This window comes from Agrobacterium sp. LEGMi-208b, assembly GCF_059511785.1.
The window spans coordinates 1,015,667-1,037,551 of sequence record NZ_CM183445.1 but is presented as its reverse complement, the minus strand read 5'-3'; the positions used below and the strand labels follow the sequence as shown (position 1 = coordinate 1,037,551).

General features: G+C 60.1%; 25 protein-coding genes. 13 read left to right on the top strand and 12 right to left on the bottom strand.

Annotated elements, in window-relative coordinates:
• Positions 1-20 precede the first annotated feature (20 nt).
• Genes flgH through flgB form a run of 8 tightly spaced genes read right to left on the bottom strand, consistent with a single transcriptional unit; the run spans position 21 to position 4,863 of the window.
• Entirely contained in the window at positions 21-740 is a 720-nt protein-coding gene (gene flgH, locus AC5YUO_RS05155; RefSeq protein ID WP_400818142.1) for a flagellar basal body L-ring protein FlgH, read from the bottom strand.
• On the bottom strand, positions 737-1,282 hold the full coding sequence (locus AC5YUO_RS05150) for a MotE family protein (protein WP_400818144.1): 546 nt from the start codon (positions 1,280-1,282) through the stop codon (positions 737-739). Before AC5YUO_RS05150 ends, flgH begins: the two co-directional genes overlap by 4 nt.
• Positions 1,279-2,400, bottom strand: a complete 1,122-nt coding sequence (locus tag AC5YUO_RS05145) for a flagellar basal body P-ring protein FlgI (protein WP_496154482.1) — start codon at positions 2,398-2,400, stop codon at positions 1,279-1,281. Before AC5YUO_RS05145 ends, AC5YUO_RS05150 begins: the two co-directional genes overlap by 4 nt.
• Positions 2,397-2,885 carry a flagellar basal body P-ring formation chaperone FlgA gene (gene flgA, locus AC5YUO_RS05140; RefSeq protein WP_400818146.1) on the bottom strand — a complete coding sequence of 163 codons (489 nt, stop codon included), beginning with the start codon at positions 2,883-2,885 and terminating at the stop codon, positions 2,397-2,399. Before flgA ends, AC5YUO_RS05145 begins: the two co-directional genes overlap by 4 nt.
• A 20-nt stretch (positions 2,886-2,905) precedes the next feature.
• Positions 2,906-3,694, bottom strand: a complete 789-nt coding sequence (flgG, locus tag AC5YUO_RS05135; protein WP_400818148.1) for a flagellar basal-body rod protein FlgG — start codon at positions 3,692-3,694, stop codon at positions 2,906-2,908.
• 18 nt (positions 3,695-3,712) lie between these two features.
• A complete protein-coding gene (fliE, locus tag AC5YUO_RS05130; protein ID WP_269708012.1) occupies positions 3,713-4,051 on the bottom strand; it encodes a flagellar hook-basal body complex protein FliE in 339 nt (112 codons plus the stop codon).
• Complete coding sequence (gene flgC / locus AC5YUO_RS05125; RefSeq protein WP_003503422.1) at positions 4,048-4,467, bottom strand: flagellar basal body rod protein FlgC; 420 nt, start codon at positions 4,465-4,467, stop codon at positions 4,048-4,050. Before flgC ends, fliE begins: the two co-directional genes overlap by 4 nt.
• Positions 4,468-4,470: 3 nt before the next feature.
• Positions 4,471-4,863, bottom strand: coding sequence for a flagellar basal body rod protein FlgB (gene flgB / locus AC5YUO_RS05120; protein WP_400818151.1), 393 nt, complete (start codon positions 4,861-4,863; stop codon positions 4,471-4,473).
• Between the two features lie 241 nt (positions 4,864-5,104).
• Between flgB and AC5YUO_RS05115 the strand changes: the two genes are divergently transcribed.
• The gene (locus AC5YUO_RS05115; RefSeq protein ID WP_496154481.1) at positions 5,105-5,755 is read left to right on the top strand and encodes a LysE family translocator; all 651 of its coding nucleotides are present in this window, start codon (positions 5,105-5,107) and stop codon (positions 5,753-5,755) included.
• 151 nt (positions 5,756-5,906) lie between these two features.
• Here the strand turns inward: AC5YUO_RS05115 and AC5YUO_RS05110 are convergent, their stop codons facing one another.
• The 4 genes from AC5YUO_RS05110 to AC5YUO_RS05095 are packed head-to-tail and all read right to left on the bottom strand — an operon-like array spanning position 5,907 to position 9,406.
• Positions 5,907-6,431 carry a hypothetical protein gene (locus tag AC5YUO_RS05110; RefSeq protein WP_496154809.1) on the bottom strand — a complete coding sequence of 175 codons (525 nt, stop codon included), beginning with the start codon at positions 6,429-6,431 and terminating at the stop codon, positions 5,907-5,909.
• 41 nt (positions 6,432-6,472) lie between these two features.
• A complete protein-coding gene (gene fliI, locus AC5YUO_RS05105) occupies positions 6,473-7,879 on the bottom strand; it encodes a flagellar protein export ATPase FliI (RefSeq protein WP_400818155.1) in 1,407 nt (468 codons plus the stop codon).
• A gap of 11 nt (positions 7,880-7,890) precedes the next feature.
• On the bottom strand, positions 7,891-8,625 hold the full coding sequence (gene flgF, locus AC5YUO_RS05100) for a flagellar basal-body rod protein FlgF (RefSeq protein ID WP_400818157.1): 735 nt from the start codon (positions 8,623-8,625) through the stop codon (positions 7,891-7,893).
• A gap of 1 nt (position 8,626) precedes the next feature.
• A complete protein-coding gene (locus AC5YUO_RS05095) occupies positions 8,627-9,406 on the bottom strand; it encodes a DUF1217 domain-containing protein (RefSeq protein WP_035263933.1) in 780 nt (259 codons plus the stop codon).
• A 187-nt stretch (positions 9,407-9,593) separates the two neighbouring features.
• On the opposite strand from AC5YUO_RS05095, the gene motA reads away from it, so the two are divergent.
• From motA to AC5YUO_RS05035, 12 genes are all read left to right on the top strand, one after another.
• Positions 9,594-10,466, top strand: a complete 873-nt coding sequence (gene motA, locus AC5YUO_RS05090) for a flagellar motor stator protein MotA (RefSeq protein ID WP_020010426.1) — start codon at positions 9,594-9,596, stop codon at positions 10,464-10,466.
• Positions 10,463-11,422, top strand: coding sequence for a FliM/FliN family flagellar motor switch protein (locus AC5YUO_RS05085; protein WP_496154480.1), 960 nt, complete (start codon positions 10,463-10,465; stop codon positions 11,420-11,422). The genes motA and AC5YUO_RS05085 overlap by 4 nt, the downstream gene beginning before the upstream one ends.
• 64 nt (positions 11,423-11,486) lie before the next feature.
• A complete protein-coding gene (fliN, locus tag AC5YUO_RS05080) occupies positions 11,487-12,026 on the top strand; it encodes a flagellar motor switch protein FliN (protein ID WP_400818166.1) in 540 nt (179 codons plus the stop codon).
• A gap of 27 nt (positions 12,027-12,053) precedes the next feature.
• A complete protein-coding gene (gene fliG, locus AC5YUO_RS05075) occupies positions 12,054-13,097 on the top strand; it encodes a flagellar motor switch protein FliG (RefSeq protein ID WP_400818168.1) in 1,044 nt (347 codons plus the stop codon).
• A 127-nt stretch (positions 13,098-13,224) separates the two neighbouring features.
• A complete protein-coding gene (gene flhB, locus AC5YUO_RS05070) occupies positions 13,225-14,307 on the top strand; it encodes a flagellar biosynthesis protein FlhB (RefSeq protein ID WP_400818171.1) in 1,083 nt (360 codons plus the stop codon).
• 5 nt (positions 14,308-14,312) lie between these two features.
• A complete protein-coding gene (locus AC5YUO_RS05065; RefSeq protein WP_400818174.1) occupies positions 14,313-14,750 on the top strand; it encodes a BspJ family T4SS effector nucleomodulin in 438 nt (145 codons plus the stop codon).
• 310 nt (positions 14,751-15,060) lie between these two features.
• Positions 15,061-16,353, top strand: coding sequence for a flagellin N-terminal helical domain-containing protein (locus AC5YUO_RS05060; protein ID WP_400818177.1), 1,293 nt, complete (start codon positions 15,061-15,063; stop codon positions 16,351-16,353).
• A gap of 313 nt (positions 16,354-16,666) precedes the next feature.
• Positions 16,667-17,323: a hypothetical protein gene (locus tag AC5YUO_RS05055; protein ID WP_496154479.1), complete on the top strand. Its 657-nt coding sequence runs from the start codon at positions 16,667-16,669 to the stop codon at positions 17,321-17,323.
• Positions 17,320-18,627: a MotB family protein gene (locus tag AC5YUO_RS05050; RefSeq protein WP_496154478.1), complete on the top strand. Its 1,308-nt coding sequence runs from the start codon at positions 17,320-17,322 to the stop codon at positions 18,625-18,627. The genes AC5YUO_RS05055 and AC5YUO_RS05050 overlap by 4 nt, the downstream gene beginning before the upstream one ends.
• Complete coding sequence (gene motC, locus AC5YUO_RS05045) at positions 18,624-19,901, top strand: chemotaxis protein MotC (protein WP_496154477.1); 1,278 nt, start codon at positions 18,624-18,626, stop codon at positions 19,899-19,901. Before AC5YUO_RS05050 ends, motC begins: the two co-directional genes overlap by 4 nt.
• Positions 19,898-21,259 (top strand): flagellar hook-length control protein FliK, encoded by a 1,362-nt coding sequence (gene fliK / locus AC5YUO_RS05040; RefSeq protein WP_496154476.1) that lies wholly within the window; start codon positions 19,898-19,900, stop codon positions 21,257-21,259. Before motC ends, fliK begins: the two co-directional genes overlap by 4 nt.
• Positions 21,207-21,773: a lytic transglycosylase domain-containing protein gene (locus AC5YUO_RS05035; protein WP_496154475.1), complete on the top strand. Its 567-nt coding sequence runs from the start codon at positions 21,207-21,209 to the stop codon at positions 21,771-21,773. The genes fliK and AC5YUO_RS05035 overlap by 53 nt, the downstream gene beginning before the upstream one ends.
• Positions 21,774-21,885: the final 112 nt, after the last annotated feature.

The following is a 21,885-nucleotide window of genomic DNA, read 5'->3' as shown; positions in this document are numbered from 1 at the left end:
CCCGTTCCCGTGTGCCGAGGTCAGAGCGGCGAGAACAGGTCGACGACCTGCTGCCCGACCGGGGGCTGCTGCACTTCCGTCAGACGTCCGCGACCGCCATAGGAGATGCGCGCCTCGGCGATGCGCTCGTAGGAGATCATGTTCTGTGCATCCACATCCTGCGGCCTGACGATACCGCCGACATTGAGGATGCGGATTTCGTGGTTGACGCGCACTTCCTGTGAACCGCTGATGATGAGGTTGCCGTTTTCCAGAATGCCGGTCACCACGGCGGCCACCAGCAGCGTCAGCTTTTCGGAGCGCTTGGTCTTGCCCTTGGCCTGGGTGTCGGTGTCGGAACCGTAATTGATGCTGGAATCGGCCTTCGGGTTCCAGCCGAACAGCTGCGCATCCGCCTTCCAGTTCAGACCGCTGGAATTGGTGCGGTTGCGTTCGGTCTCGTTGTCGAAATCGGCCTTGTCGTTGATCTGGATATTGACGGTCAGGATGTCGCCGATGTTCAGCGCGCGCAGATCCTTGAAAAGGGCACCCTGGCTGTCGCTCCACAGCGAATAACCGCTCGCCATGTGTTTCGGCTGCTTCGGATACAGGCCCATCTGCGGCGTCTGGCTGAATTGCAGGCCGCTGCCGATCGGGCTCATCGCGGGTGCGTTGCCGATTTCCTTCAGGGTCTGGTTGTTCTGGCAGCCGGCAAGCAAGGCGAGCGGCAGGAGGAGGGCCGGAAGACGACGCGTGCTCATGAAGGATCCTTCGAAGTGTTTTTATCGGTTGCCTGCGACATGATGCCGGCGACGAGAGCGGCTTTCTGCGCGTCCATCTCGCTGAGGATGAGGCCCGACTGGCGCGGCGGCAGCTGCATGATGATGGCGGCCGCTATTTCCACATGCATCTTTTCAAGCTGCGGCGCGGCGGCATCGGCCTTCATCGTCTTGTAGATGTCGACGAGGTTGCTTTTCGCCTGATTGAGGAAGTGTTCGCGGCGGGCCAGCCAGTCCTCATATTCCGCCTTGCGGTCTTCCAGCACGGCAATGCGCTCGTTGACGTCCGACTGCAGCTTTTCCAGCTCCTGCTTCTGCAGCAGATAGCGCTGGTCGCGGGCCGCATCGGCGATGTTGGTGCAGAATTTCTGGATTTCATCCTGCGTGCTGAGTTCCGAAACCACGTTCTGCTGGCTTTCGGCGCCAGCGGCGGGAAGCAGGAAAAGCAGCGAGGCGACGGCCGCGAAGCGGGCAATGCCATTCAGGCCATTCGGGAAAGCGTTTTTCTTCTGATTGTCCATCATTGCAGCACAAGCTCCGCCTGAAGGGCGCCGGCGGATTTGATGCCTTGCAGAATGGCGATGATACCATCCGCCTTGAGCCCGATGCTGTTGAGACCGGCAACCAGCGTGCGAAGGTCAGGTCCCTCGACGATGGCGACCTTGCTGCCTTCCTGCATTGCCATGATATCCGTCTGCGGCTGCACGGCCGTCTGGCCGCGCGAGAAGGGCGCCGGCTGAATGACCTGCGGCGATTCCGTCACCTGCACGGTCAGCGTTCCGTAGCTGACGGCGACGCGGGAAATGCGCACATCCGCGCCAATGACGATCGTGCCCGTGCGCTCGTTGATGACGACCTTGGCCGGCGTATCCGTTTCCACGGTCAGGTTTTCGATTTCCGCCATCAGGCGGGTGAGGTCAGCGACGCGGGGCTTCTGTACCGCGATTTCCTGCGAATCGCGCGGCTCGGCGATCGGATCGCCGTAACGGGCGCGGGCAAAGGCATTGACGACATCGGCGACACGCACCGCCGTCGAAAAATCGGGATTGCGCAGCTGAAGGACCAGATTGACCGAATCCTTGAACTTGGACGGCAGCTCCCGCTCGATGATCGCGCCATTCGGCACGCGGGCGGAGGTGGTCACGCCCTGCGTCAATGTCGCGGCATCGCCCTGGGCCGAAAAACCATTGACGATCAGCGAACCCTGCGCGACCGCGTAGATCTGCCCGTCCGCACCGGAAAGCGAGGTCATGATGAGCGTGCCGCCGCGCAGCGACGAAGCGTCGCCCAGCGAACTTACCGACACGTCGACGCGGCTGCCGGGGCTGGCGAAAGGCGGCAGGTTGGCCGTGACCATGACAGCGGCGATGTTCTTGGCGTTCGACTGGCCGCCCTGCGTGGTGATGCCGAGGTTCTGCAGCATGGCCCGCATCGATTGCTCGGTGAAGGGGGAGGAGCGCAGGCTGTCGCCGGTACCCTGCAGGCCGACGACGAGACCGTAACCGATCAACTGGTTGTCGCGTCCCGCCTGCAGCGAAGCGATATCCTTGATGCGGGACGTATCGGCATGGGCTGCGGGCACGGAAAGGAACGGCTGGGCCGAAAACAGAATGACTGCTGCTATGATACGAAGCACTCTCATTTCGCCATCACCTGAATGGTTCCGTCCTTCATGACCGTGCCACTGACCATCACGCCGGAATCGATGTTGCGCACGCGCACGACCTCGCCGAGCGACCCGTCGGTCATCGGCGTTCCCGATGCCATCAGCGTCATGTTGCCGATGGTGAAGACGAGTTTGACGCTTGTGCCACGCACGACGAGCGAGGGCTCGCGTAGCGCAGCGACGGGGATCGTGCGGCCGGGAAGCAGGGTCTGCTTGGAGATCCTGCCTTCGACTTCGCTGATATCGCTCGCATAACCCGAGGAAATATTGGGATTGGTCACTTCCACCGGCTTCACCTGTTCAGGCGTGATCGTCTCGCCCGGATAGATCGTGCGGGTGGGAACCAGCGCCATGGGCGCCTGAGCCAGCGCGGGAGCGAGAGCCCCAAGTGAAAAGGCAGACGCAAGGCATATACGGACGAGCGCCGTTCTGCTGCTGCTATGTTTCCGGCCAAACCTCATGTTCGCCTGCCTTTCCGTTCTTACTTCAGGTTCTTGCTGACAATCGAAGCCATTTCGTCAGCGGTGGTGATGACCTTGGAATTCATCTCATAGGCGCGCTGCGCCGTGATCAGGTCGGTGATTTCCTTGACGGCGTCGACATTCGAGCCTTCGAGGTAGGATTGCTTGATATAGCCGTAGCTCGGATCGTCCGGCACGCCGACCACCGCATCGCCGGAAGCCGGCGTCTGGGCGAAGAGATTGTCGCCGAGCGGTTTCAGGCCGGCCTCGTTCGCGAAGTTGGCGATGGTGAGCTGGCCGAGTTCGGTGAAGTCGGTGGCATTGCCGATGCGCGCTGTCACCTGACCCGTGCGGGTAATCGTGATGTCCTGCGCGTCCGTCGGGATATTGATGTTGGGAATGACGTTGTAGCCATCGATCGTCACAAGATTGCCATCGGCATTCTTGTTGAAGGCGCCGGCGCGGCTGTAGAGCGTCGAACCGTCAGCCGCTTCGATCTGGAACCAGCCCTGGCCGATGATCGCGACGTCCAGCTTGTTGCCGGTCTCGATCAGGTTGCCCTGGGTATGAATGTTGCGCACCGCCGAGGTCTGCACGCCGAGACCGATATTGGCGCCTTCGGGCACGATCGCCTGGTTGGCGCGGTTCGGCACGCCCTGCATGCGCTCGGTCTGGTAGAGCAGATCGGTGAACTCCGCACGCGCGCGCTTGTAGCCGGTGGTGTTGATGTTGGCGATGTTGTTGGCGATGACTTCCAGATTGGTCTGCTGGGCGTCCATACCGGTGGCAGCGATGGCAAGAGCTCTCATGTCAATATTCCTGCTGGGCTAGATCTGCATCTTGGTAATGTCGAGATAGGCCGACACGATCTTGTCGCGCAGCGCGATGGCGGTCTGCAGCGACTGCTCGGCCGAAAGCACGGCATCGACCACCTCACGGGTGTTCGCCTTGCCCTGAATGCCTTCGAAGGACGCGACTTCCGCCTTCTTCAGGTTGTTCATCGCATCCATCGAGACGTTGCCGAGAACGCTGGCGAAGCTTTGACCCGTCTGCTGGGCGGGCGTCGTCTGTTGCTCGCCGCCGAAAAGGCTTTCCGTCAGCGAGGAGACGCCGCTTGCGCCGCGGGTGAGCGAAAGGGAACTGACTTGTTTGATACCGTCGATCATTGCGATGCCTTCAGAAGGTCGATTGTGGAGGCGACGAGGTCGCGTGTCTGGCGGATGACCTGAAGATTGGCGTCGTAGCTGCGGTTGGCTTCGCGCATATCGGCCATTTCGATCAGGATGTTGACGTTCGGCATCTTCACCATGCCGTTGCTATCGGCGGCAGGATTGCCGGGATCGTATTCGTTGACGAAGTCACCACGGTCGACACCGAGCTTCTTCACCGTCACGCGCTCGACGCCGCTGACGCGGTCGAGCTCGGAACCGAAGGTGACGGTCTTGCGGCGATAGGGATCGGCGCCGGGGGTGTCGCCGGTGGATCTGGCGTTGGCAATGTTTTCCGAAACGATGCGCAGTCGCGTGGACTGCACTTCCAGGCCGCTGCCGGCGATCTTGCTCGCCGCACTCAAGGGATCCATGGCTTACCTCTTTACCGTCATCAGCATCATGCGATGGAAGGATTTGACGAGATTGGCGTTCAGGTCGTACTGCCGCTTGATCTCGCCGGTTTTGGTCATTTCTTCCGCAAGCGCGACCGAATTGCCCGATTCCTGCATGCCGATCTCGTTGTTGACCGGGTTGTCACGCACCGCGATATTGTCGCTGAGGGTGCTTTCGCCGAAGTGGGCGGGATGCGTCTTCGCCATGCCGACCTGCTGGCTGGTGGCCTGCATGACCGCTTCGAAGGGGCTGACATCCTTGGCGTGGAACTTCGGGGTGTTGGCGTTAGCGATGTTGGTCGCCACGACTTCCTGCCGCACGCTCAGCCATTCCGCTTGGCGGGATGCCAGATCGAACAGTTGAATCGGTTGCATAGACTTCTCCATCTCGTATGGCCCGAACCTACGGGGCTAATCTTGCGTCAGACTTGCGGGGAGGGGAGAAGGTGCCGGCCAAGCGCCGGAAGCGGGGCTGAAGAGGGAATGACTAAATACGAAACTTGGCTGTCACGCCCATTCCGGAGGCGCCGGGCAGGGTGGGTCGGAAGCGGATTCCATTCACCTTGAACGCGGCCCGATATTAGCGCTAGAGTGGTGGAAACGGAGGGAAACAATCATGGATCTGGTAATTCCAAGTGCCGCCAATCTCGGCCTGTTCGTCAGCGCCACGCTGGTGCTGCTTCTCGTGCCCGGCCCCGCAGTCCTTTACATCTTCGCACGTTCGGTCGAGCAGGGCCGTTCCGCCGGTCTCGTTTCGATCCTTGGCATCCATACGGCGACGCTTGTTCATGTCGTCGCTGCCGCTGTCGGATTGTCGGCGCTGCTCGCCTCGTCCGCGCTCGCCTTCAGCGTGGTGAAATATGCCGGCGCGGCCTATCTGATCTGGCTTGGTCTCAAGAAGCTCTTCGGCTCGTCGGACATTCCCGATATCGAGGGCGGTTTGCCGACGCGCAGCCGCATGCGCATCTTTCGCGAGGGCTTCATCGTCAACCTCCTCAATCCGAAGACAGCCTTGTTCTTTCTGGCTTTCCTGCCGCAATTCGTGGAGGTCGGGCGGGGCCATGTAGCGATGCAGATCGCTTTTCTCGGCATTCTCTACACGGCGATCGGCGTTTTGACTGATGGGACCTATGCCCTTGTGGCCGGAACGGCCGGCAACTGGCTGAAGCGCAGCCCGATTTATCTGAAGGCCGAACGCTGGGTCAGCGGTTTCGTCTATATCGGCCTCGGAGTGACAGCGGCTTTTGCCGGTAACCAGAGAAAATAAACCGCACGACGTCCCCGCAGGGCGATCCTTGGCGGTCGCCGGCGGGTAACGGTTCGGAAGGGCTGCCGATGGAATGCCACCGCAAAGGGGGCTTCGCGGTGTCAACTCGGAGGTTTGCGCAGGGGCCGGTCTTCCGCTCAGGGGCGGTCAGCTATTTTTCCGGATAGTAGGTTTTCCCGGAGGATGTCTCGATCAGCCATTCGCCGTTGCGCTGCTCGATCCTAGTGAGCATCGCATTGTCCGGCAGGGTCGACCCGACCCTGACCATATACATGCCGGAACCGTCCTCGATCAGGGCGCGGCCGTTGGAAACATGCAGCAGGCGGAAGGAGGTCTGGCCGGGGAAGGGCTGATCCTCGACCCCGGCTGCGAGATTGTTCTGTTTTTCCCTGCCGCCTGCGCTGACGGTCGCCGTCGTCAGCATGTCGGGCAGCTCCGCCGGTGGCGGGGTGTCTTCCTTGTTGCGGTTGGTCATGGCCATGGGCGAAACGCTGAAGACTTCCCGCGGGCCGGTATGGGGCAGATCGCGGGTGCGGTCGCCGCCTGCCACCCTTATTCCGAATTTTTCTTCATTGAAGAACACGTACCAGGGGAAAAAGGCTGCCGCAGCGGCAAGCCCTATGCCAGTCCATGCCAGAATACGGTCTGGCGTGAAGAAAACAGGCTGCGGCCGCACGTCGTCAACGTCGCTCTTGTCGTTCCGTTGCTTTTTCACGGTCAGCCTCTCATTCTCGGGTTTACCTGCGGCTGGCCATTCTGCGCGCCGCCGCGCAGCGCCGTCGCCAGATCGGCATAGGCATCCTGCGCCGCCGGCTCGCTCGGCAGCTGTTTCAGCGTTTCATAGATGATCGGGACCTGCTTCACCGCCATGTCGAGATCGGGGTCAGTGCCGGGCCGGTAACCGCCGATGAGGCGAAGATCCCGGGTTTCCTCGAAGCGGTGCACCAGCGCCTTGAGGCGCGAGACCAGCTTTTCCTGATCCGGTGTCCAGGCCTTCTTGGCGAGACGCGAGATCGAGGCGAGCGGATTGATCGGCGGATAACGGCCCTCTTCGGCAAGGCTGCGGTCCAGCACGATATGGCCGTCGAGAATACCGCGGGTCGAATCGGCAATCGGATCGTTGTGATTGTCGCCATCCACCAGAATGGAGACGATGGCCGTGATGGTGCCGGTGCCTTCGGCGCCCGGCCCCGCCCGTTCCAGAAGGCGCGGCAATTCGGTGAAGACCGAGGCGGGGTAACCGCGGGCGACCGGCGGTTCGCCCGAGGCGACCGCCACTTCGCGGATCGCATGGGCAAAGCGCGTCACGCTGTCGATGATGAGAAGGACATTGTCGCCCTGATCGCGAAAATGTTCGGCGATGGTCACGGCGGAAAGCGGCGCCATCTTGCGCAGCATCGGGCTTTCATCGCTTGTCGCGACGACGGCGATGGACTTGCTCATATTCTCGCCCATCGTATCTTCGATGAATTCGCGCACTTCGCGGCCGCGTTCGCCGACGAGCGCAATCACCACCTTGTCGAAGGCGTCCGCCTTGGCGAGCATCGACAGCAATGTGGATTTGCCGACGCCGGAACCGGCGAAAATGCCGAGACGCTGGCCGAGGCAAAGCGGCGAGAAGATATCGATTGCCCTGACACCGGTTTTAAAGGGCGTCTCCACCCTTTTACGCGTCATCGAGGGCGGCGCATTGTTGGAAATCGAACGCCGCTCGATGCCGGAGGTCAGCGGACCCTGGCCATCGATCGGCTCGCCGAGCGCATTGATGGTGCGCCCGCACCAGCTGTCGTCGGGCGAGACGCGGAAGGCGCCCTTGCGGATGACGGTATCGTGTATGCCGATCGGCTCGCCGGGTTCGATGGGGCAGACATAGCAGATGTCCGGTTCCACGCGCACGACTTCGCCGAGATGAATGCCGGTCGCGCTGCGATGGGCGACGAATTCACCGAGCCGCACATGCCGCGACAGGCCGGAAACCGTATAGTGCCCGGCGGCGATGGTGCGGACATGACCGCCATGCGCCACCGAAAATTCCGGATCGGCATAATGCCCGGCAAGGCTCGCCAGCTGGGCGAGCTTCGGTGAAATGGCGTCAGCCGAGAGCATGGATTCCGGCATTCTCATCGCTCAGTTCCTCAACGCGCGCCGCCAAGCGTCTTGATGCCTTCGCCGAAGGTCGATTCGGTATCGCGCATCAGCGAGGAAATGCTCTCAAAGGCGCGGTTGACCTGGATGAGCTGGGTCATCTGGGAAATGCCGTTGACGTTCGACTGTTCGAGGTAACCCTGAACGACGCCGACTTCATGATTGTTGACGACCGGAACCGGCTGCGCCACGGGCTTCACGCCGCTGTTGGGATGACGCAGGAAACCCTGCGAGAAATCCGCCTGATAAATGCCGAGCGTGGCGACGATGTTCTCGTTCTGCCGGATGGCGCCGTCGAGACCGACGGTGATCGGGCCGCCATTCGGATTGAGCTGGATCGGGCCGCCGCCGGCATCGAGAACGGGATAACCGTTCGAGGAGATGAGTGCGCCGTCCGGGCGCATGGTGAAACGGCCGTCGCGGGTCAGAATCTGGCCGTCGGGCGTATCCAGCGAGAACCAGGCATCGCCCTTGATGGCGAAATCGAAGGAATTGCCGGTCTGCTCGAAAGCACCCTGGCGGGTGGAGAGATAGTCGTTGCCCTGAGAAACGAAGGCCACCCTGGCGTTCATGTCATTGTGGTTCTTGGCGACCATTTCGTCGAATTTCACCTCGGAACCGCGGAAGCCGACCGTGTTCACATTCGCCATATTGTCGGAAATGGTGGTGAGACGGCGCTCCAGCGCGATCTGCGAGGACAGGGCGACGTATAGTCCGGATTGCATATCATTTGCCTCCGAGTTTCAGGGAGTTGATGGAAATCAGCAGGTCCGGGGAAATGCCGTAGCCGCTGGAGGAGCCGAAAACGGCGAGAGGGTCATAGGTCGTCGATGGGTTTTGCATTTCCCACATGATGGTGAAACGCTCGAGCAGCTTGCCGACCTTTTCGGGATCCTGCAGATCCTTGATATCAATAGTTTTTTCGATCAGCGCCGCCTGTTTGTCGACATCGGCAGCGGCAAATTCGTCGGGAAGGTTGTAGGCCGTGCGAAACACCTGAGCGAGCGCATCGTCCGCCAGAAAGTCGAGGCCCGATGTGATGGTTGACGCCTTGCGTTCGAAATAAAGGGCGAGCCGGACGCCGTTATTGTCGTCGCCCGCTTCCTGTTCCAGCGTCTGGCGGGTATATTTGCCGATGACGCCCGATTTGGCGGCCTCGGTGGAGGTTGCCGCGGCCCCCAGGCCGGCAAAATCCAGCGACTTCGCAAAATCCGCATAACGGCTGTCGGAAAGCTTGTTGGCGAAGGCGTCCTTGTCCGAGGTGCCTTCCGTCAGCACCTTGCGGATGAAGGCCTTCGCATAGGCCATGTCCTCGAGCCCGTGGGCTTTCAGCGCGTAATTGTAAAGGCGCGTATCGGCCATGAAGTCGTCGATGGATTTCACATCGCCGATCTTCGCGCGGTAATATTCGGTTTCGCGCGCCACGTCGGGCTGCTCCGAAACCCGCTCAAGCGATTTGCCGATATCCTGACTGATCAGTCTGTAGCTGGTGTAGGTGGAAGTCACTGAACCGTCGCTCTCGTTTTGATCCCGATCTCAAGGCGCACGTCCGCCTTTGCCGGCATAGTGCCGTGGCTTGCTTGTGCGAAGCTGGCTGGAGGCGGCAGCGCGGGAGAGGCTTTGCGGACAGGTTCACGCAAGCCACATTTTTTAGACATGGCGGCATGGAACACTGTTCGGGCGTGGTCGATCAATGAATATTGTAATTGGACTTATAATCACCTTCGGCTGCATCATCGGCGGCTATATGGCGATGGGCGGTCATCTGGACGTGCTGGTTCAGCCGTTCGAATTGATGATCATCGGCGGCGCCGGTCTCGGCGGCTTCATCATGGCGAACCCCATGAAGGTCGTGAAGGATTCGGGCAAGGCGCTCGGCGAGGCCTTCAAGCATTCGGTCCCGAAGGAGCGAAACTATCTCGACGTGCTCGGCGTGCTTTATTCGCTGATGCGCGATCTGCGCACGAAATCGCGCAACGAGATCGAGGCCCACATCGATAATCCGGAAGAATCCTCGATCTTCCAGAGCGCACCCTCGGTTCTGAAGAACAAAGAACTGACCTCGTTCATCTGTGACTATGTCCGCCTCATCATCATCGGCAACGCCCGCAGCCACGAAATCGAGGCGCTGATGGACGAGGAAATCGAGACGATCCTGAACGACAAGCTGAAGCCCTATCACGCGATTACCACCATGGGCGATTCCTTCCCCGCCATCGGTATCGTCGCGGCGGTTCTCGGCGTCATCAAGGCCATGGGCAAGATCAACGAATCGCCTGAGGTGCTGGGCGGCCTGATCGGCGCCGCACTCGTCGGCACCATGCTCGGCATCATCCTGTCCTACTCGATCTGCAACCCGCTCGCTTCGCAGGTCAAGATCGTCCGCACCAAGCAGCATCGCCTCTACATCATCGTCAAGCAGACGCTGATCGCCTACATGAACGGCTCGGTGCCGCAGGTCGCACTCGAATACGGCCGCAAGACCATCTCCAACTACGAGCGGCCGTCGATTGACGCCGTCGAACAGGAGATGATGAATCCCGGCGGCGAAAACAAGGCGGCATGATGATGGCAAAAGCTGCAGCGCAAAAAGCACCCGCCATCGACACCGCCCTGCTCGCAAAATTGACGGGAGGGCTGTCCGACCGCAAGACGATCGCCAAGATCGGTTCCGATATCGGCCATCTCTACAGCGAATTCCTGCCTGATATCTTCCACAGCGAGACCGGCATTGCGATCGATGTGGAATATGTCGGCTCCGAATCGGGACTGATGACCGATCTCATCGCCAATGTCGGGCAGAATGTCTCGGTCGCCGATTGTTCGCTGCGCAACTGGTGCCCCAATTTCATGATGACGGTCGGCAACGGCTTCGTCATCGCGCTCATGGAGCGCATGCTGGGCGCATCGCCGGATACCATCGGCGAGCCGGACGAGCGGAGCCTCTCCCATATCGAGCTCGACCTTGCGGCCATGGTTCTCGGCCGCATCGCGGGCGTACTGCGTTCCGGTGTCAATGCGCCGGGCGGCTTCGAGGCGACGATTGACCCGCCCTTCAATGCCAACGGAAAAAGTGCCTTCGACGAGATGATCGCTGGCCTTTACGGCGTGACCATCCGCATGAAGATCGATATCGGCAAGGTATCGTCGGAATTTTCCCTCATCGTACCGCAGCGGCCCCTGCTCAAAACCTCCATCATCGCTCCCAAGGCTTCCGCCCAGGCGCTGAAGAAGCAGGAGGAATGGATGGAGATGATTTCGGAGCAGGTGAAGCGGTCGCAGGTCACGCTCGAGGCGCGCATCAAGCTCGAAACGCTGACGCTTCGAACGATCTCGAAGCTGGTGGCCGGCGATGTCATCCCGTTACAGGCTCTGAAGCAGGACGATATCGGCGTCGAGGTCAGCGCCAACGGTTCCAAGCTCTATAATTGCGAATTCGGCAAGTCCGGCGACCGCTACATGGTTCGGGTGAAGAACAATGTCAGCACGGACGACGAGATCTTACGACATTTGATGGGTTAAAATCCTGCCCGGCCTTTGCGGTTCTGGGCAGGCTGACGCAAGTTTCAAAGGGAATAATCAGCGCATGGCTACGAAGAAAACACCTGTGACCGATGATGCGGCGCTGCCGTCGTTTGAAGACGGCGGCGACCTCGACCAGGCTATCGGCGATCTGCGTGGCGTCCTCAAGACGGATGCGGAAGGTTCGCTGTCCGATTTTGGCGACTTCGGCGATTTTGGAAGCACGGACGAGGTTTCGACGGACAACGACCTTTCCGCCTTCGGTGGCGGAACGACCGATTTTGCGATGGATGATTTTGCCGCCGCCCCGCAGGTTGCGGGTGTGAAGGCGCCGCTCGGCAGCGGATTGTCCGAAAATATGGAAATGATCATGGACATCCCGATCGATGTCCAGATCGTTCTCGGCACCAGCAGAATGCTCGTTTCGGGGCTGATGAGCCTTGAAGAAGGAGCGACGATCGCACTCGACCGCAAGATCGGCGAGCCGGTCGAAATCATGGTGAATGGCCGCCGTATTGCGCGCGGTGAAATAACGGTTCTGGAAGACGACGATACGCGCTTCGGCGTAAAATTGATTGAAGTACTGAGTACGCGAAAAGCCTGATCCCTGTGGGGACGGAGAGGAAAGACCATGATGGACTTCGAGGATTTCGGTAACCCCCTGGCAGGGAAACCGTTGTCTCAGGCCGACAAGGCGGCCGCGGTGCTGCTTGCCATGGGCAAGGGCGTCGCCGGCAAGCTGCTGAAGTTTTTCACGCAGCACGAATTGCAGATGATCATTTCCTCGGCCCAGACCCTGCGCGTCATCCCTCCGGATGAACTCGCGCAGATCGTGGCGGAATTCGAAGACCTGTTCACCGAAGGAACGGGTCTGATGGACAATGCCAAGGCAATCGAAAGCATTCTCGAAGAAGGCCTGACCCCTGAAGAGGTGGACAGCCTTCTCGGCCGCCGTGCGGCCTTCCAGGCCTATGAAGCGTCGATCTGGGACCGCCTGCAGGAAGCCGAGCCGGAATTCGTCGGCAAGTTCCTGCTGCGCGAACATCCGCAGACCATCGCTTATATTCTCTCCATGTTGCCCTCGTCCTTCGGCGCCAAGGTACTTCTTACCATTCCGGAAGAGCAGCGCGCCGATATCATGAACCGCACCGTCAACATGAAGGAGGTCAGCCCCACGGCGGCCCAGATCATCGAGAAGCGTGTGGTCAACCTCATCAACGAAATCGAAGCCGAGCGTAATGCGGGCGGTTCCACGAAGGTTGCCGATCTGATGAACGAACTGGACAAGCCGCAGGTCGACACGCTGCTCAGCTCGCTCGAGACGCTCAGCAAGGAAGCCGCAAACAAGGTCAAGCCGAAGATCTTCCTCTTCGACGACCTCATGTTCATGCCGCAGCGCAGCCGCGTCCTGCTGCTCAACGATGTTTCGGCCGATGTTCTGACGATGGCGCTGCGCGGCGCCACGATGGAAATCAAGGAATGTGTGCTCTCCAGCATCAGCCCGCGCCAGCGCCGCATGATCGAATCGGACCTGGCGGTGCCGCAGGCCTCGATCAACACCCGCGAAGTGGCGATCGCACGCCGCGCCGTTGCGCAGGAGGCGATCCGGCTGGCCAATTCCGGCCAGATCCAGCTGAAGGAAGCCGCCACGGAAGACCAACCGGCCGCCGCTTGAGCGGAAGCCGGTTGATAACCCGCCCTTACGGCGGAACCGGCCATTGCGATGGCCGGTCACGGACGCTAGTTTCGGGATGACGGCCTGCCGGGATCGGCGGGCCTTTTTTTGATCCCGGGGACGTGCCTTGGCAGACGATCAGGACAAGGACAGTAAAACAGAAGCCCCGACGGAGAAAAAACTCCGCGATGCGGCGGAAAAGGGCAATCTTCCCTTTTCCCGCGAAGTGCCGATCTTTGCCTCGTCGCTGGCTTTTTACTGCTACCTGGTCTTCTTTCTGCCCGATGGCGCCGGTCGTCTTGGCGTCACATTGAAGGACCTGTTCGGTCAGCCCGAACAGTGGGACCTCAGCACCCGGCCGGATGCCCTGTCGCTATTGTATTTTCTCGGCACCTCGATTGCCTATCTGCTGATGCCGGCGATGATCATGTTCATCGTTTTCGGGCTTGCCTCGTCGTTTTTCCAGAACCTACCGTCGCCGGTGCTTGAGCGGGTGCGTCCGCAATGGTCACGCGTCTCGCCGGCGAAGGGCTTCACGCGCATCTACAGCAAGCAGGGCTTCGTGGAATTCGGCAAGTCGGTGTTCAAGATCATGATCGTCTCGGTCATCATGTTCTTTGCCCTGCGTGGCGATTTTTACAGCCTCATCGATCTGATGTTCTCCGATCCGCAGGTGATTTTCGTCAAGCTGGTCGAGATCGTCAAAAAGATGATGGTCGTGATTTTGCTTTCGACCGCGCTGCTTGCCGCCGTCGACGTTTTGTGGACGCGCCATCACTGGTTCAGCCAGCTGAAAATGACGAAGCATGAGGTGAAGGAAGAATACAAGCAGTCGCAGGGTGACCCCGTGGTCAAATCCCGCCAGCGCTCCATCGCCCGCGACCGTGCCCGCCGCCGCATGATCAACAATGTGCCGCGCGCCACACTTGTCATCGCCAACCCGACACACTTTGCGGTGGCGCTGCGTTATGTGCGCGAAGAAGGCGACGCACCTGTTGTCGTCGCCAAGGGCCAGGACCTTATCGCATTGAAAATCCGCGAGATTGCGGAAGAAAACAATATCCCCGTTTTTGAGGACCCTCCGCTTGCACGCTCCATGTTTGCGCAAGTCTCGGTAGATAGTGTGATTCCACCAGTCTTTTACAAGGCTGTGGCTGAGCTCGTTCACCGGGTTTACGCCATGAAGTCATCGAAAATACGGGTTCAATAAAACCAATGAAAAAATCCGCCTATTCCGAACAGCGGGAAATGATCGTCGCAGAGGCGATCAACCCGATCGCCACCGAACTTCGATTGTTAGACCCGGCCGACCTGATTTCGCTGCTCCGATTCGAGTGCAATGGCAGTATCGCCGACCTCGTTTCCTCGGCGGCAGAGCTTTATTATCATCCCGGTACGATCAATTTCGGCGCCGGCGGCGAATATAAGCTCGAATGGGAAGGCGCGCCGGAGATCGTCCTCGATCTCGAGCTCAAGCCGAAGGGCGCCACGGTCTATGCGCGGCTGACGCTCGCCAACGATCATGCGGCGATCGAGATCAATCACGTCTCGTTTCAGAACCCTTCCGAAAATCCTGATGAGAACACCGAGTTTCTTCGTCAAAGCCTGACGGCTGCGCGATTCGTGCCCACCCGTCAGGGCGAAGCGGCTTAACCGGATCATCCGCTCCCTATTTCCGTCAATGTCCGTTGCGCGCGCCGAAATTCGCGGGCGCAACGGCCTCGTTCCGGTGCGTTTTAACCCGAGCTTGCCTGAAGCCTGCCGGTTTATGCGAAACCCGGCTGCGAAAGCGAGGAACGCCTTGCAAATCAGTCTTGTTGTTTGTTACCTATCGCATTAACGATTTGTTAACGAACGGCAGGTCGCGGTGGTCGGTTCTGGCCATTGCCGATGCGCATGATGCCCCTGCTCGTTGTCGGCACAGCGCCGGATTTTTTCTTAAATTTTGAGTTGGGTGGACCCCATGACCAGCATTTTGACCAATGCGGCGGCAATGGCCGCGCTGCAAACCCTGCGTATGATCGACAAGAACCTGGAAACGACGCAGGCGCGCGTGTCTTCCGGCTATCGTGTCGAGACTGCGGCGGACAACGCGGCCTACTGGTCCATTGCGACGACGATGCGCTCCGACAACAATGCCCTTTCGGCCGTGCAGGATGCTTTGGGTCTGGGCGCCGCCAAGGTCGACACCGCCTATGACGCGCTTGAAAGCACGATCGAGGTCGTCAAGCAGATCAAGGCCAAGCTCGTCGCCGCCTATGGCGTGGGTGCCGATCGCAGCAAGATTCAGGATGAAATCAAGCAGCTTCAGGAACAGCTGAAGAGCATCTCCGAATCGGCCTCCTTCTCGGGTGAAAACTGGCTGCAGGCCAGTATCAGCAACGGCGGCACGCCGCCGGTCGAGGAATCGATCACCAAAAAGGTCGTTGCATCCTTCACCCGCACAGGCTCGGGCAATGTCGGGGTCACCACCGTTGACTACACGCTTGACGGCAGCACCGTGCTTTTCGACCTCAGCGGCGGAAAGCTCGGCATTCTCGACAAGAATGCCGTTTTTGTCAGCAAGACGGAATATGAAGTTACCCAGACGTCGACGACCGCCGGCAAGACGGCGGAGGCGGGTTATGTCGTACCGAAGCTTACCGATGCAGAAATCGGCGCGCTGAATGCCGCGACGACGGATACGAATACGGATCCGAATGTCTATAGTGACGGGACCGCCAATTATCTCCGCCTTGCCGAAAATGCATGGGTCAAGGTGACGGCGACAGATCCGTCGAGCGGCGGCACCACCGTTTCTCCCGCCTATCGCGACACCAGCAGCAACGACTGGTTTTACGATACCAGCAGCGGAACGGCTTCCGCCGATCGTTCCCTCGGCTTTTCCGTATCCACCCTCGATCTCGGCAATCTCGACATCGTCGCCGCAGCCATGGGTGGTTTTGCCGGCAGCGGCACGACCTATACCGACGCAGACGCCATCGACATGATGATGTCCTTCGTCGACGGCCAGCTTGAGGCGATGACCAGCACGGCTTCCAGCCTTGGTTCGTTGCAGAGCCGCATCAGCATGCAGGACAACTTCGTCTCCAGCCTGATGGATGTGATCGACAAGGGCATCGGCCGTCTCGTCGATGCTGACATGAACGAGGAATCGACCAGGCTGAAAGCGCTGCAGACGCAGCAGCAGCTCGGCATCCAGGCGCTCTCCATCGCCAACGCCAACGCGGAAAATATCCTCCAGCTCTTCAAGTAACGGGTCTGGCCGGCGTGGGCGCGCGGGGATGAATGGGTGCAGGCTTCCTGATCGAGCCCGCCTTCATCCTCGCACAAGTTTGAACACCTAACGTCGGGTCAATATGGGGCGGATCGCATGGCGTGATCCGGCCGGGAAACGTGGAAGAGACGGGCAGGGTAGCAAGGATGACGGTGGTGCCGCCAAACGGCTTACAGCATTTCCAGGAAAAGTGGACCCCGGTTTTCCGTCCGGAAATGCGGCGCGGCTTTTGCGATTCGCGCAGGCAACGGGACATGTTTCGCCCTTTCGGCCCGTTTTGCCGGGGGCAGGCATGAGCGCGTCGATTGCACGATTTCTCAAGGATTTCGGTGAGGCTCAACCGGCTTCATCGGCCTTTGGCGACCCGTTGGCGGATGTCGCTACCGATTTCGCGTCCGGTTTTGCCGATGTCACTTCCGGTTTCGACGAGGTAGCACCCGTCGATGCGGAAAGCGAAAAACAGGCGGCCTATGCCCGGGGCCGCGAGGATGCCACCCGCGAGATCACCGAAAAGATGCAGGCCGAGCGGGAAGAGCTGCTCGCCGCCCATGCCGCCGAGCTGGAGGAACTCCGTTCTGTCTATCTTGAGGAGACGGCCATTTTTCTGTCGCGCCGTCTGCGCGAGGGTATCGACGCAATCGCCGCCAATCTCAGCGAACAGACCGCCAATATTCTTGCGCCGCTTCTGACGGAAAAGCTGTCGCTCAAGGCGGTCTCGGCACTGGCGGATGTGGTGCGCACTGCCATGCCGGATGGCGAGGCGGTCACGCTTGTCGTGAAAGGCCCGAAAAACCTGTTCGAGCAGTTGAAGACCCAGCCGGGCTTTGAAGAAGAAACGATGAAATTTACCGAGACCGCCGATATCGATCTTTCGATCGAGTTGGGTGAAAGCGTGTTCGTGACGCGCATGTCCGCCTGGGCATCCAGTCTTCGCAAGGTGATGAAATGAGTGAAGGCGAAAATCACCACCACGGCAAGAACGAGATCATCATCGTCAAGCGCCACAAGGGCGGGCATGACGGCGCGCACGGTGGTGCGTGGAAAATCGCCTATGCGGACTTCATGACCGCGATGATGGCGTTCTTCCTCGTCATGTGGCTTGTCAACGCCGCCAATGAGGAAACCAAGGCCTCGGTCGCCAGCTATTTCAACCCGATCAAGCTGTCGGACGAGAAACCCTCGTCCAAGGGGCTGGAAAAGCCTGTCGACAAGGAAGAGGGCGTCCAGAAGAAGGACCAGTCCAACATCCAGGCGGAAAAGGTCACCAAAGGTTCCGCCGCGGCGACGGGCGAAGACCTGACCTCGCAGACCGGTGAGCAGTCGAATTTCTCCGAAGCGGACTTTTTCGAAAATCCCTATTCCGTTCTGGCGGAAATCGCCCAGCAGGTGGGGCAGCAGGCCAATGTCAGCGCCAAGGGCGAAGGCGGCGCTGCCGATTCCGGGCCGGCGACGGGCGCAAGCGGCGGCGAAGCCTATCGCGATCCCTTCGATCCTGATTTCTGGACCCAGCAGGTAAAAATCACCCGCGCCGATCAGCCGCAGAAACCGGTTGAACAGCAGCAACTTGCCGAGAGCAAACCGGAGGATGCGGCCGAGAACGCTCAGGCGGTCGCGCTCAAGGCGTCCGAGACACCGGCTGACAAGGCTGAAGACGGAAAGCCGACGGAAATCGCCGCCGTGGTGCCGCAGCAGCGTCCGGATGCCGCCGAGCAGGCAGCGCTTGCGCAGCCGAAGCCCGATGAGCCGCGACAGGCAAGCGATGCGCAGCAAAAGGCGAGCGATGCCGACTGGGAAAAGGCAGACACGCTGCGCGAAGAGATCGAGAAGCAGATCTCAGGCATAACCGGCAAGCTTTCCGAAGGTCTGGTGGTGACGCCGGCCGAAGGCGGATTGCTGCTGACCATTTCCGATCAGACGGAAACGCCGATGTTCAATATCGGATCGGCCGTTCCCCGGCGTGAAATGGTTCTGGCCATGGAAAAAATCGGCAAGCTGCTGCAGGAGCGCGGTGGCAGCGTGGTGATCCGCGGCCATACCGACGGACGGCAATTCAAGGGCGAGGCCAATGACAACTGGCGGCTTTCCATGGATCGTGCCCACAGCGCCTATTACATGCTGGTGCGCGGCGGCCTGTCGGAAGAGCGGGTAAAGCAGGTCTCGGGTTTCGCGGACCGTAGATTGCAGGTGCCGGCGGACCCTCTGGCGGATGCGAACCGCCGTATCGAAATTCTGCTTGAGGCCGATCGGGGGTGAGTGTGACGAAAACCTCGAAACGCTGGCTTCTTCTTGCGGCGACGCTTTGCGGCCTCGGCTCCGAGCCGGGCAGGGCGTTTTCGCAATCGCAAGATAATCTCATGCCCTATGCCATGCTGCGCTCCCTGCAATTCGTGCAGGATTCGGTTGCCATGGGCGACCATTCCGCCTCGGAAATGCAGCGGTTTCTGTTGCAGACCATCGATGAGCGGCTGAAGAGCGCGCCTTCGGCGATTTTCAAGGATCCGCGCAATGTCGATGCGGCGCTGATCTATGCGATGAGCGGCGGCAATCCGGCGACGCTGGAATTTCTGGTCGCACGCGATGTGGATGGCAATTTCGACAGCCGCGTTGCCGATATCCTGCGCAAATACCTGTCCGGCAAGGGAACGCTTGTGGCGCAGAGCATCGCGGCCATGGTGCCCGAATATCGCGGCAAGCGGATTGGCGCTTATCTGGCGCTGATCGGCGGCAATGTGACGATCCCGCGCGATCCGCTGGCGGCGCTTGGCTTTTACGACATAGCCCGGCTCGAAGCGCCCGGCACCATCGTTGAGGAGGCGGCATTGCGCCGTTCGCTCGCCATCGCGGTCGAGGACGGCGATGCGGCACGCGGCGTCGATTATGCGCAGCGTTATGCGCGGCGGTTCCTGCATTCGCCCTATGCCAGCCAGTTCGCGGACCTTCTGGTCTCGCTGGTGGTCAAGCGCGCCGATTCCATCGGCGAGGAGGCGATACAGGAAACCTTCGCCATGATGGATACGGAGAGGCAGAAGGAAGCCTATCTGCGCCTTTCCCGCCTGGCGGCGATCAGCGGCAAGGATTCTCTGGCGCGCATGGCGGCGTTGAAGGCGAAGTCGCTGTCTGCTTCGTTGCCGGATCAGCCGGAAGTACAGGCAAATCTCTATGAAAGCCTTTCCAACATCGGCACGCCCGATGTGGTGAGCGCGATCGAGACAATCGGGCAAATTCCCGAAGCGCAGCTTTCGGATCGGGACAGGGCGCTGCGGGAGGCGGCAAGGGCGATTGCCGAACAGGTGGTTCGTCCTCCTTCCCTGCAGCCCGGCGTCGAGACCGACACTGCGGCCACGAAGGACACCGGGCGGGAAGCGCCCGAAAACGAGGCGATTGCTGCCGATGCAAAGAGCATATGGCGGGTCGAAACCCAGAAGGCAGACGATGAGGGCGATAACGTGCGGCAACTCGTGACGAGTGGCCGCAGCAAGCTCGATGAAATCGACAGCCTGTTAAAGAAAGGCGAGGGGGCACCATGATCGACGCAGCCATCAACGCGATAATGAATGCGCCGCCATCCGATCCGCGCGCGGGCAGCGCCAACGTCAGGGACGACGCCAAGGGCGGCAGTTTCGGCGATGCCCTTTCCACGGTCCGGGACGAGCGCCCGCCGCAGGCACTGCATTCGCGGCATCAAGAGGACGAGAAGCCGGCAGAAGAACAGCAGGCGCAGCCCGATGGCGAGGCGGAAAAGATGGATGTCCCGGTCAAGCGGCCTGCAACATTTCTCAATGTGATCGTCAACGAGCATGCCGGCGAAGGTCGTGCGCAGGAGACGGTGGCCGAGTTTCAGAACGCGGTGAAAACGACCCGCGCAACACCCGAAAACGGCAAGACCGGCAAGAAGCCCAAGGACGACACCGACAAGGACACCGAGGTGACGGCCGATGCGATCGATCCGAAGCTGGCGGAACTGCAGCTGGTGACGGCCAATGCCGCCGAAATGGCGACGGCCAAGACGCCGCTTGAGGAAATCGCACAGGCGATTGCCGGCAAGGCCGACACGGTGAAATCAGACCGGGCGGAACCTGTCCGGGGCAAGGCCGAGCATTCGCCCAGGGACATGCCGACAGGGATCGCAGCTGCCGGTAACGAGGCGGGCTCGGCTTCGGAAAACGAAGGCGATGCCTCGGCATTCCGTTTTTCGTCTCCGCGTTCGGGTGCTGCCCGCGCTCTCGATATGAGCACGGTTCAGCGTGAAGGCCGTGTCGAGTTCGATGCAAGGGAAAGCACCGGCAAGGCGGCCGATACGATAACGGTTCTCGATTCGCGGCGTTTCATCGGTCTCGCGCCTTCGACCAACGCTTCGGCCCTGACCGGGCTGATCGTCAATGATCCGGAATGGGTGAGCGCCATGCAGCCCGGTTCGTCGCTCTCCAATGCGGCGGCCCAGAGCAGCACCGGCAAGGTCGTCCATACGCTGAAGCTGCATATGACACCGATTGAGCTCGGATCGGTGACGATGTCGCTGCGTCTTGCCGGTGACGAGCTTGCCGTTCACATGACGGTGGAGAGCGTTGCGGCCTATAAAAAGCTCCAGGAAGACAGCAAGAGCATCCTCGAGGGTCTCAAGGCGCAGGGTCTGACGGTCGATAACATCACCATCAGCATCGCTTCTTCCGACAAGAGTGACCAAACGGGCACACAGGGCAACAATCAGCAAAATCAGCAGGCGCAGCAGCAGGGCCAGCAGGCCGCCGCGGGGCGCAACCGTGACGAGTCCGGTGCACGGGGCGACCGGCAAGGCAATGGCGATAATTTGGGGGTGCATAATGAAGGCATGGATGGCGCTCCTGGCTCTGCCCGCTCTTCTGCTGACAATGGCGTCTACCTCTGAAAACGCGTCGGCTTCGGCAACGTCAGGTGTCTGTGAAAGAGAGATCCAGTCGGCGGCACGCAAATATGGCGTGCCGGAGGGAATTCTCTATTCGGTGGGGCTGACCGAAACGGGTCGCAAGGGGCGTCTCGACCCCAATGCCATGAATATTGAAGGAAAACCGGTATTTGCCTCCTCCACCGAGGAGGCGTTGACCACTTTCGAGGCGGCGAAGCGCAACGGCGCCAAGCTGATCGACCTCGGCTGCATGCAGATAAATCATTATTTCCATGGCGAAAACTTTGCATCCGCGCGGGAAATGTTCGATCCGCGCCGCAATGTGGAATATGCCGCGATGTTCCTTCGCAACCTCCACAACAGGCATGAAACCTGGACCATGGCGGTCGCCCGTTATCATGCGGGTCCAAACAATGACCCGGCGCAGAAGAAATATGTCTGTCGTGTCATCGCCAATCTGGTGGCGACGGGCTACGGGAAATGGACTCCCAACGCGAAAAATTTCTGCGACGGATAACAACCTGAAATTGCTTTCAGGCGCCGCAGGACTCGTATTTTGAAATGTGGCGATAGATTGATCGAAAAAAGGCATTTCAAGCGGTTTTTTCGGAATTTTGAAATTTCTACAC

Excerpts from the sequence above, each read along its gene's own strand:
- flgH (WP_400818142.1), bottom strand. The coding sequence starts at position 740 with ATGAGCACGCGTCGTCTTCCGGCCCTCCTCCTGCCGCTCGCCTTGCTT.
- AC5YUO_RS05150 (WP_400818144.1), bottom strand. The coding sequence starts at position 1,282 with ATGATGGACAATCAGAAGAAAAACGCTTTCCCGAATGGCCTGAATGGC.
- AC5YUO_RS05145 (WP_496154482.1), bottom strand. The coding sequence starts at position 2,400 with ATGAGAGTGCTTCGTATCATAGCAGCAGTCATTCTGTTTTCGGCCCAG.
- flgA (WP_400818146.1), bottom strand. The coding sequence starts at position 2,885 with ATGAGGTTTGGCCGGAAACATAGCAGCAGCAGAACGGCGCTCGTCCGT.
- flgG (WP_400818148.1), bottom strand. The coding sequence starts at position 3,694 with ATGAGAGCTCTTGCCATCGCTGCCACCGGTATGGACGCCCAGCAGACC.
- fliE (WP_269708012.1), bottom strand. The coding sequence starts at position 4,051 with ATGATCGACGGTATCAAACAAGTCAGTTCCCTTTCGCTCACCCGCGGC.
- flgC (WP_003503422.1), bottom strand. The coding sequence starts at position 4,467 with ATGGATCCCTTGAGTGCGGCGAGCAAGATCGCCGGCAGCGGCCTGGAA.
- flgB (WP_400818151.1), bottom strand. The coding sequence starts at position 4,863 with ATGCAACCGATTCAACTGTTCGATCTGGCATCCCGCCAAGCGGAATGG.
- AC5YUO_RS05115 (WP_496154481.1), top strand. The coding sequence starts at position 5,105 with ATGGATCTGGTAATTCCAAGTGCCGCCAATCTCGGCCTGTTCGTCAGC.
- fliI (WP_400818155.1), bottom strand. The coding sequence starts at position 7,879 with ATGAGAATGCCGGAATCCATGCTCTCGGCTGACGCCATTTCACCGAAG.
- flgF (WP_400818157.1), bottom strand. The coding sequence starts at position 8,625 with ATGCAATCCGGACTATACGTCGCCCTGTCCTCGCAGATCGCGCTGGAG.
- motA (WP_020010426.1), top strand. The coding sequence starts at position 9,594 with ATGAATATTGTAATTGGACTTATAATCACCTTCGGCTGCATCATCGGC.
- AC5YUO_RS05085 (WP_496154480.1), top strand. The coding sequence starts at position 10,463 with ATGATGATGGCAAAAGCTGCAGCGCAAAAAGCACCCGCCATCGACACC.
- fliN (WP_400818166.1), top strand. The coding sequence starts at position 11,487 with ATGGCTACGAAGAAAACACCTGTGACCGATGATGCGGCGCTGCCGTCG.
- fliG (WP_400818168.1), top strand. The coding sequence starts at position 12,054 with ATGATGGACTTCGAGGATTTCGGTAACCCCCTGGCAGGGAAACCGTTG.
- AC5YUO_RS05065 (WP_400818174.1), top strand. The coding sequence starts at position 14,313 with ATGAAAAAATCCGCCTATTCCGAACAGCGGGAAATGATCGTCGCAGAG.
- AC5YUO_RS05060 (WP_400818177.1), top strand. The coding sequence starts at position 15,061 with ATGACCAGCATTTTGACCAATGCGGCGGCAATGGCCGCGCTGCAAACC.
- AC5YUO_RS05055 (WP_496154479.1), top strand. The coding sequence starts at position 16,667 with ATGAGCGCGTCGATTGCACGATTTCTCAAGGATTTCGGTGAGGCTCAA.
- AC5YUO_RS05050 (WP_496154478.1), top strand. The coding sequence starts at position 17,320 with ATGAGTGAAGGCGAAAATCACCACCACGGCAAGAACGAGATCATCATC.
- fliK (WP_496154476.1), top strand. The coding sequence starts at position 19,898 with ATGATCGACGCAGCCATCAACGCGATAATGAATGCGCCGCCATCCGAT.
- AC5YUO_RS05035 (WP_496154475.1), top strand. The coding sequence starts at position 21,207 with ATGGCGCTCCTGGCTCTGCCCGCTCTTCTGCTGACAATGGCGTCTACC.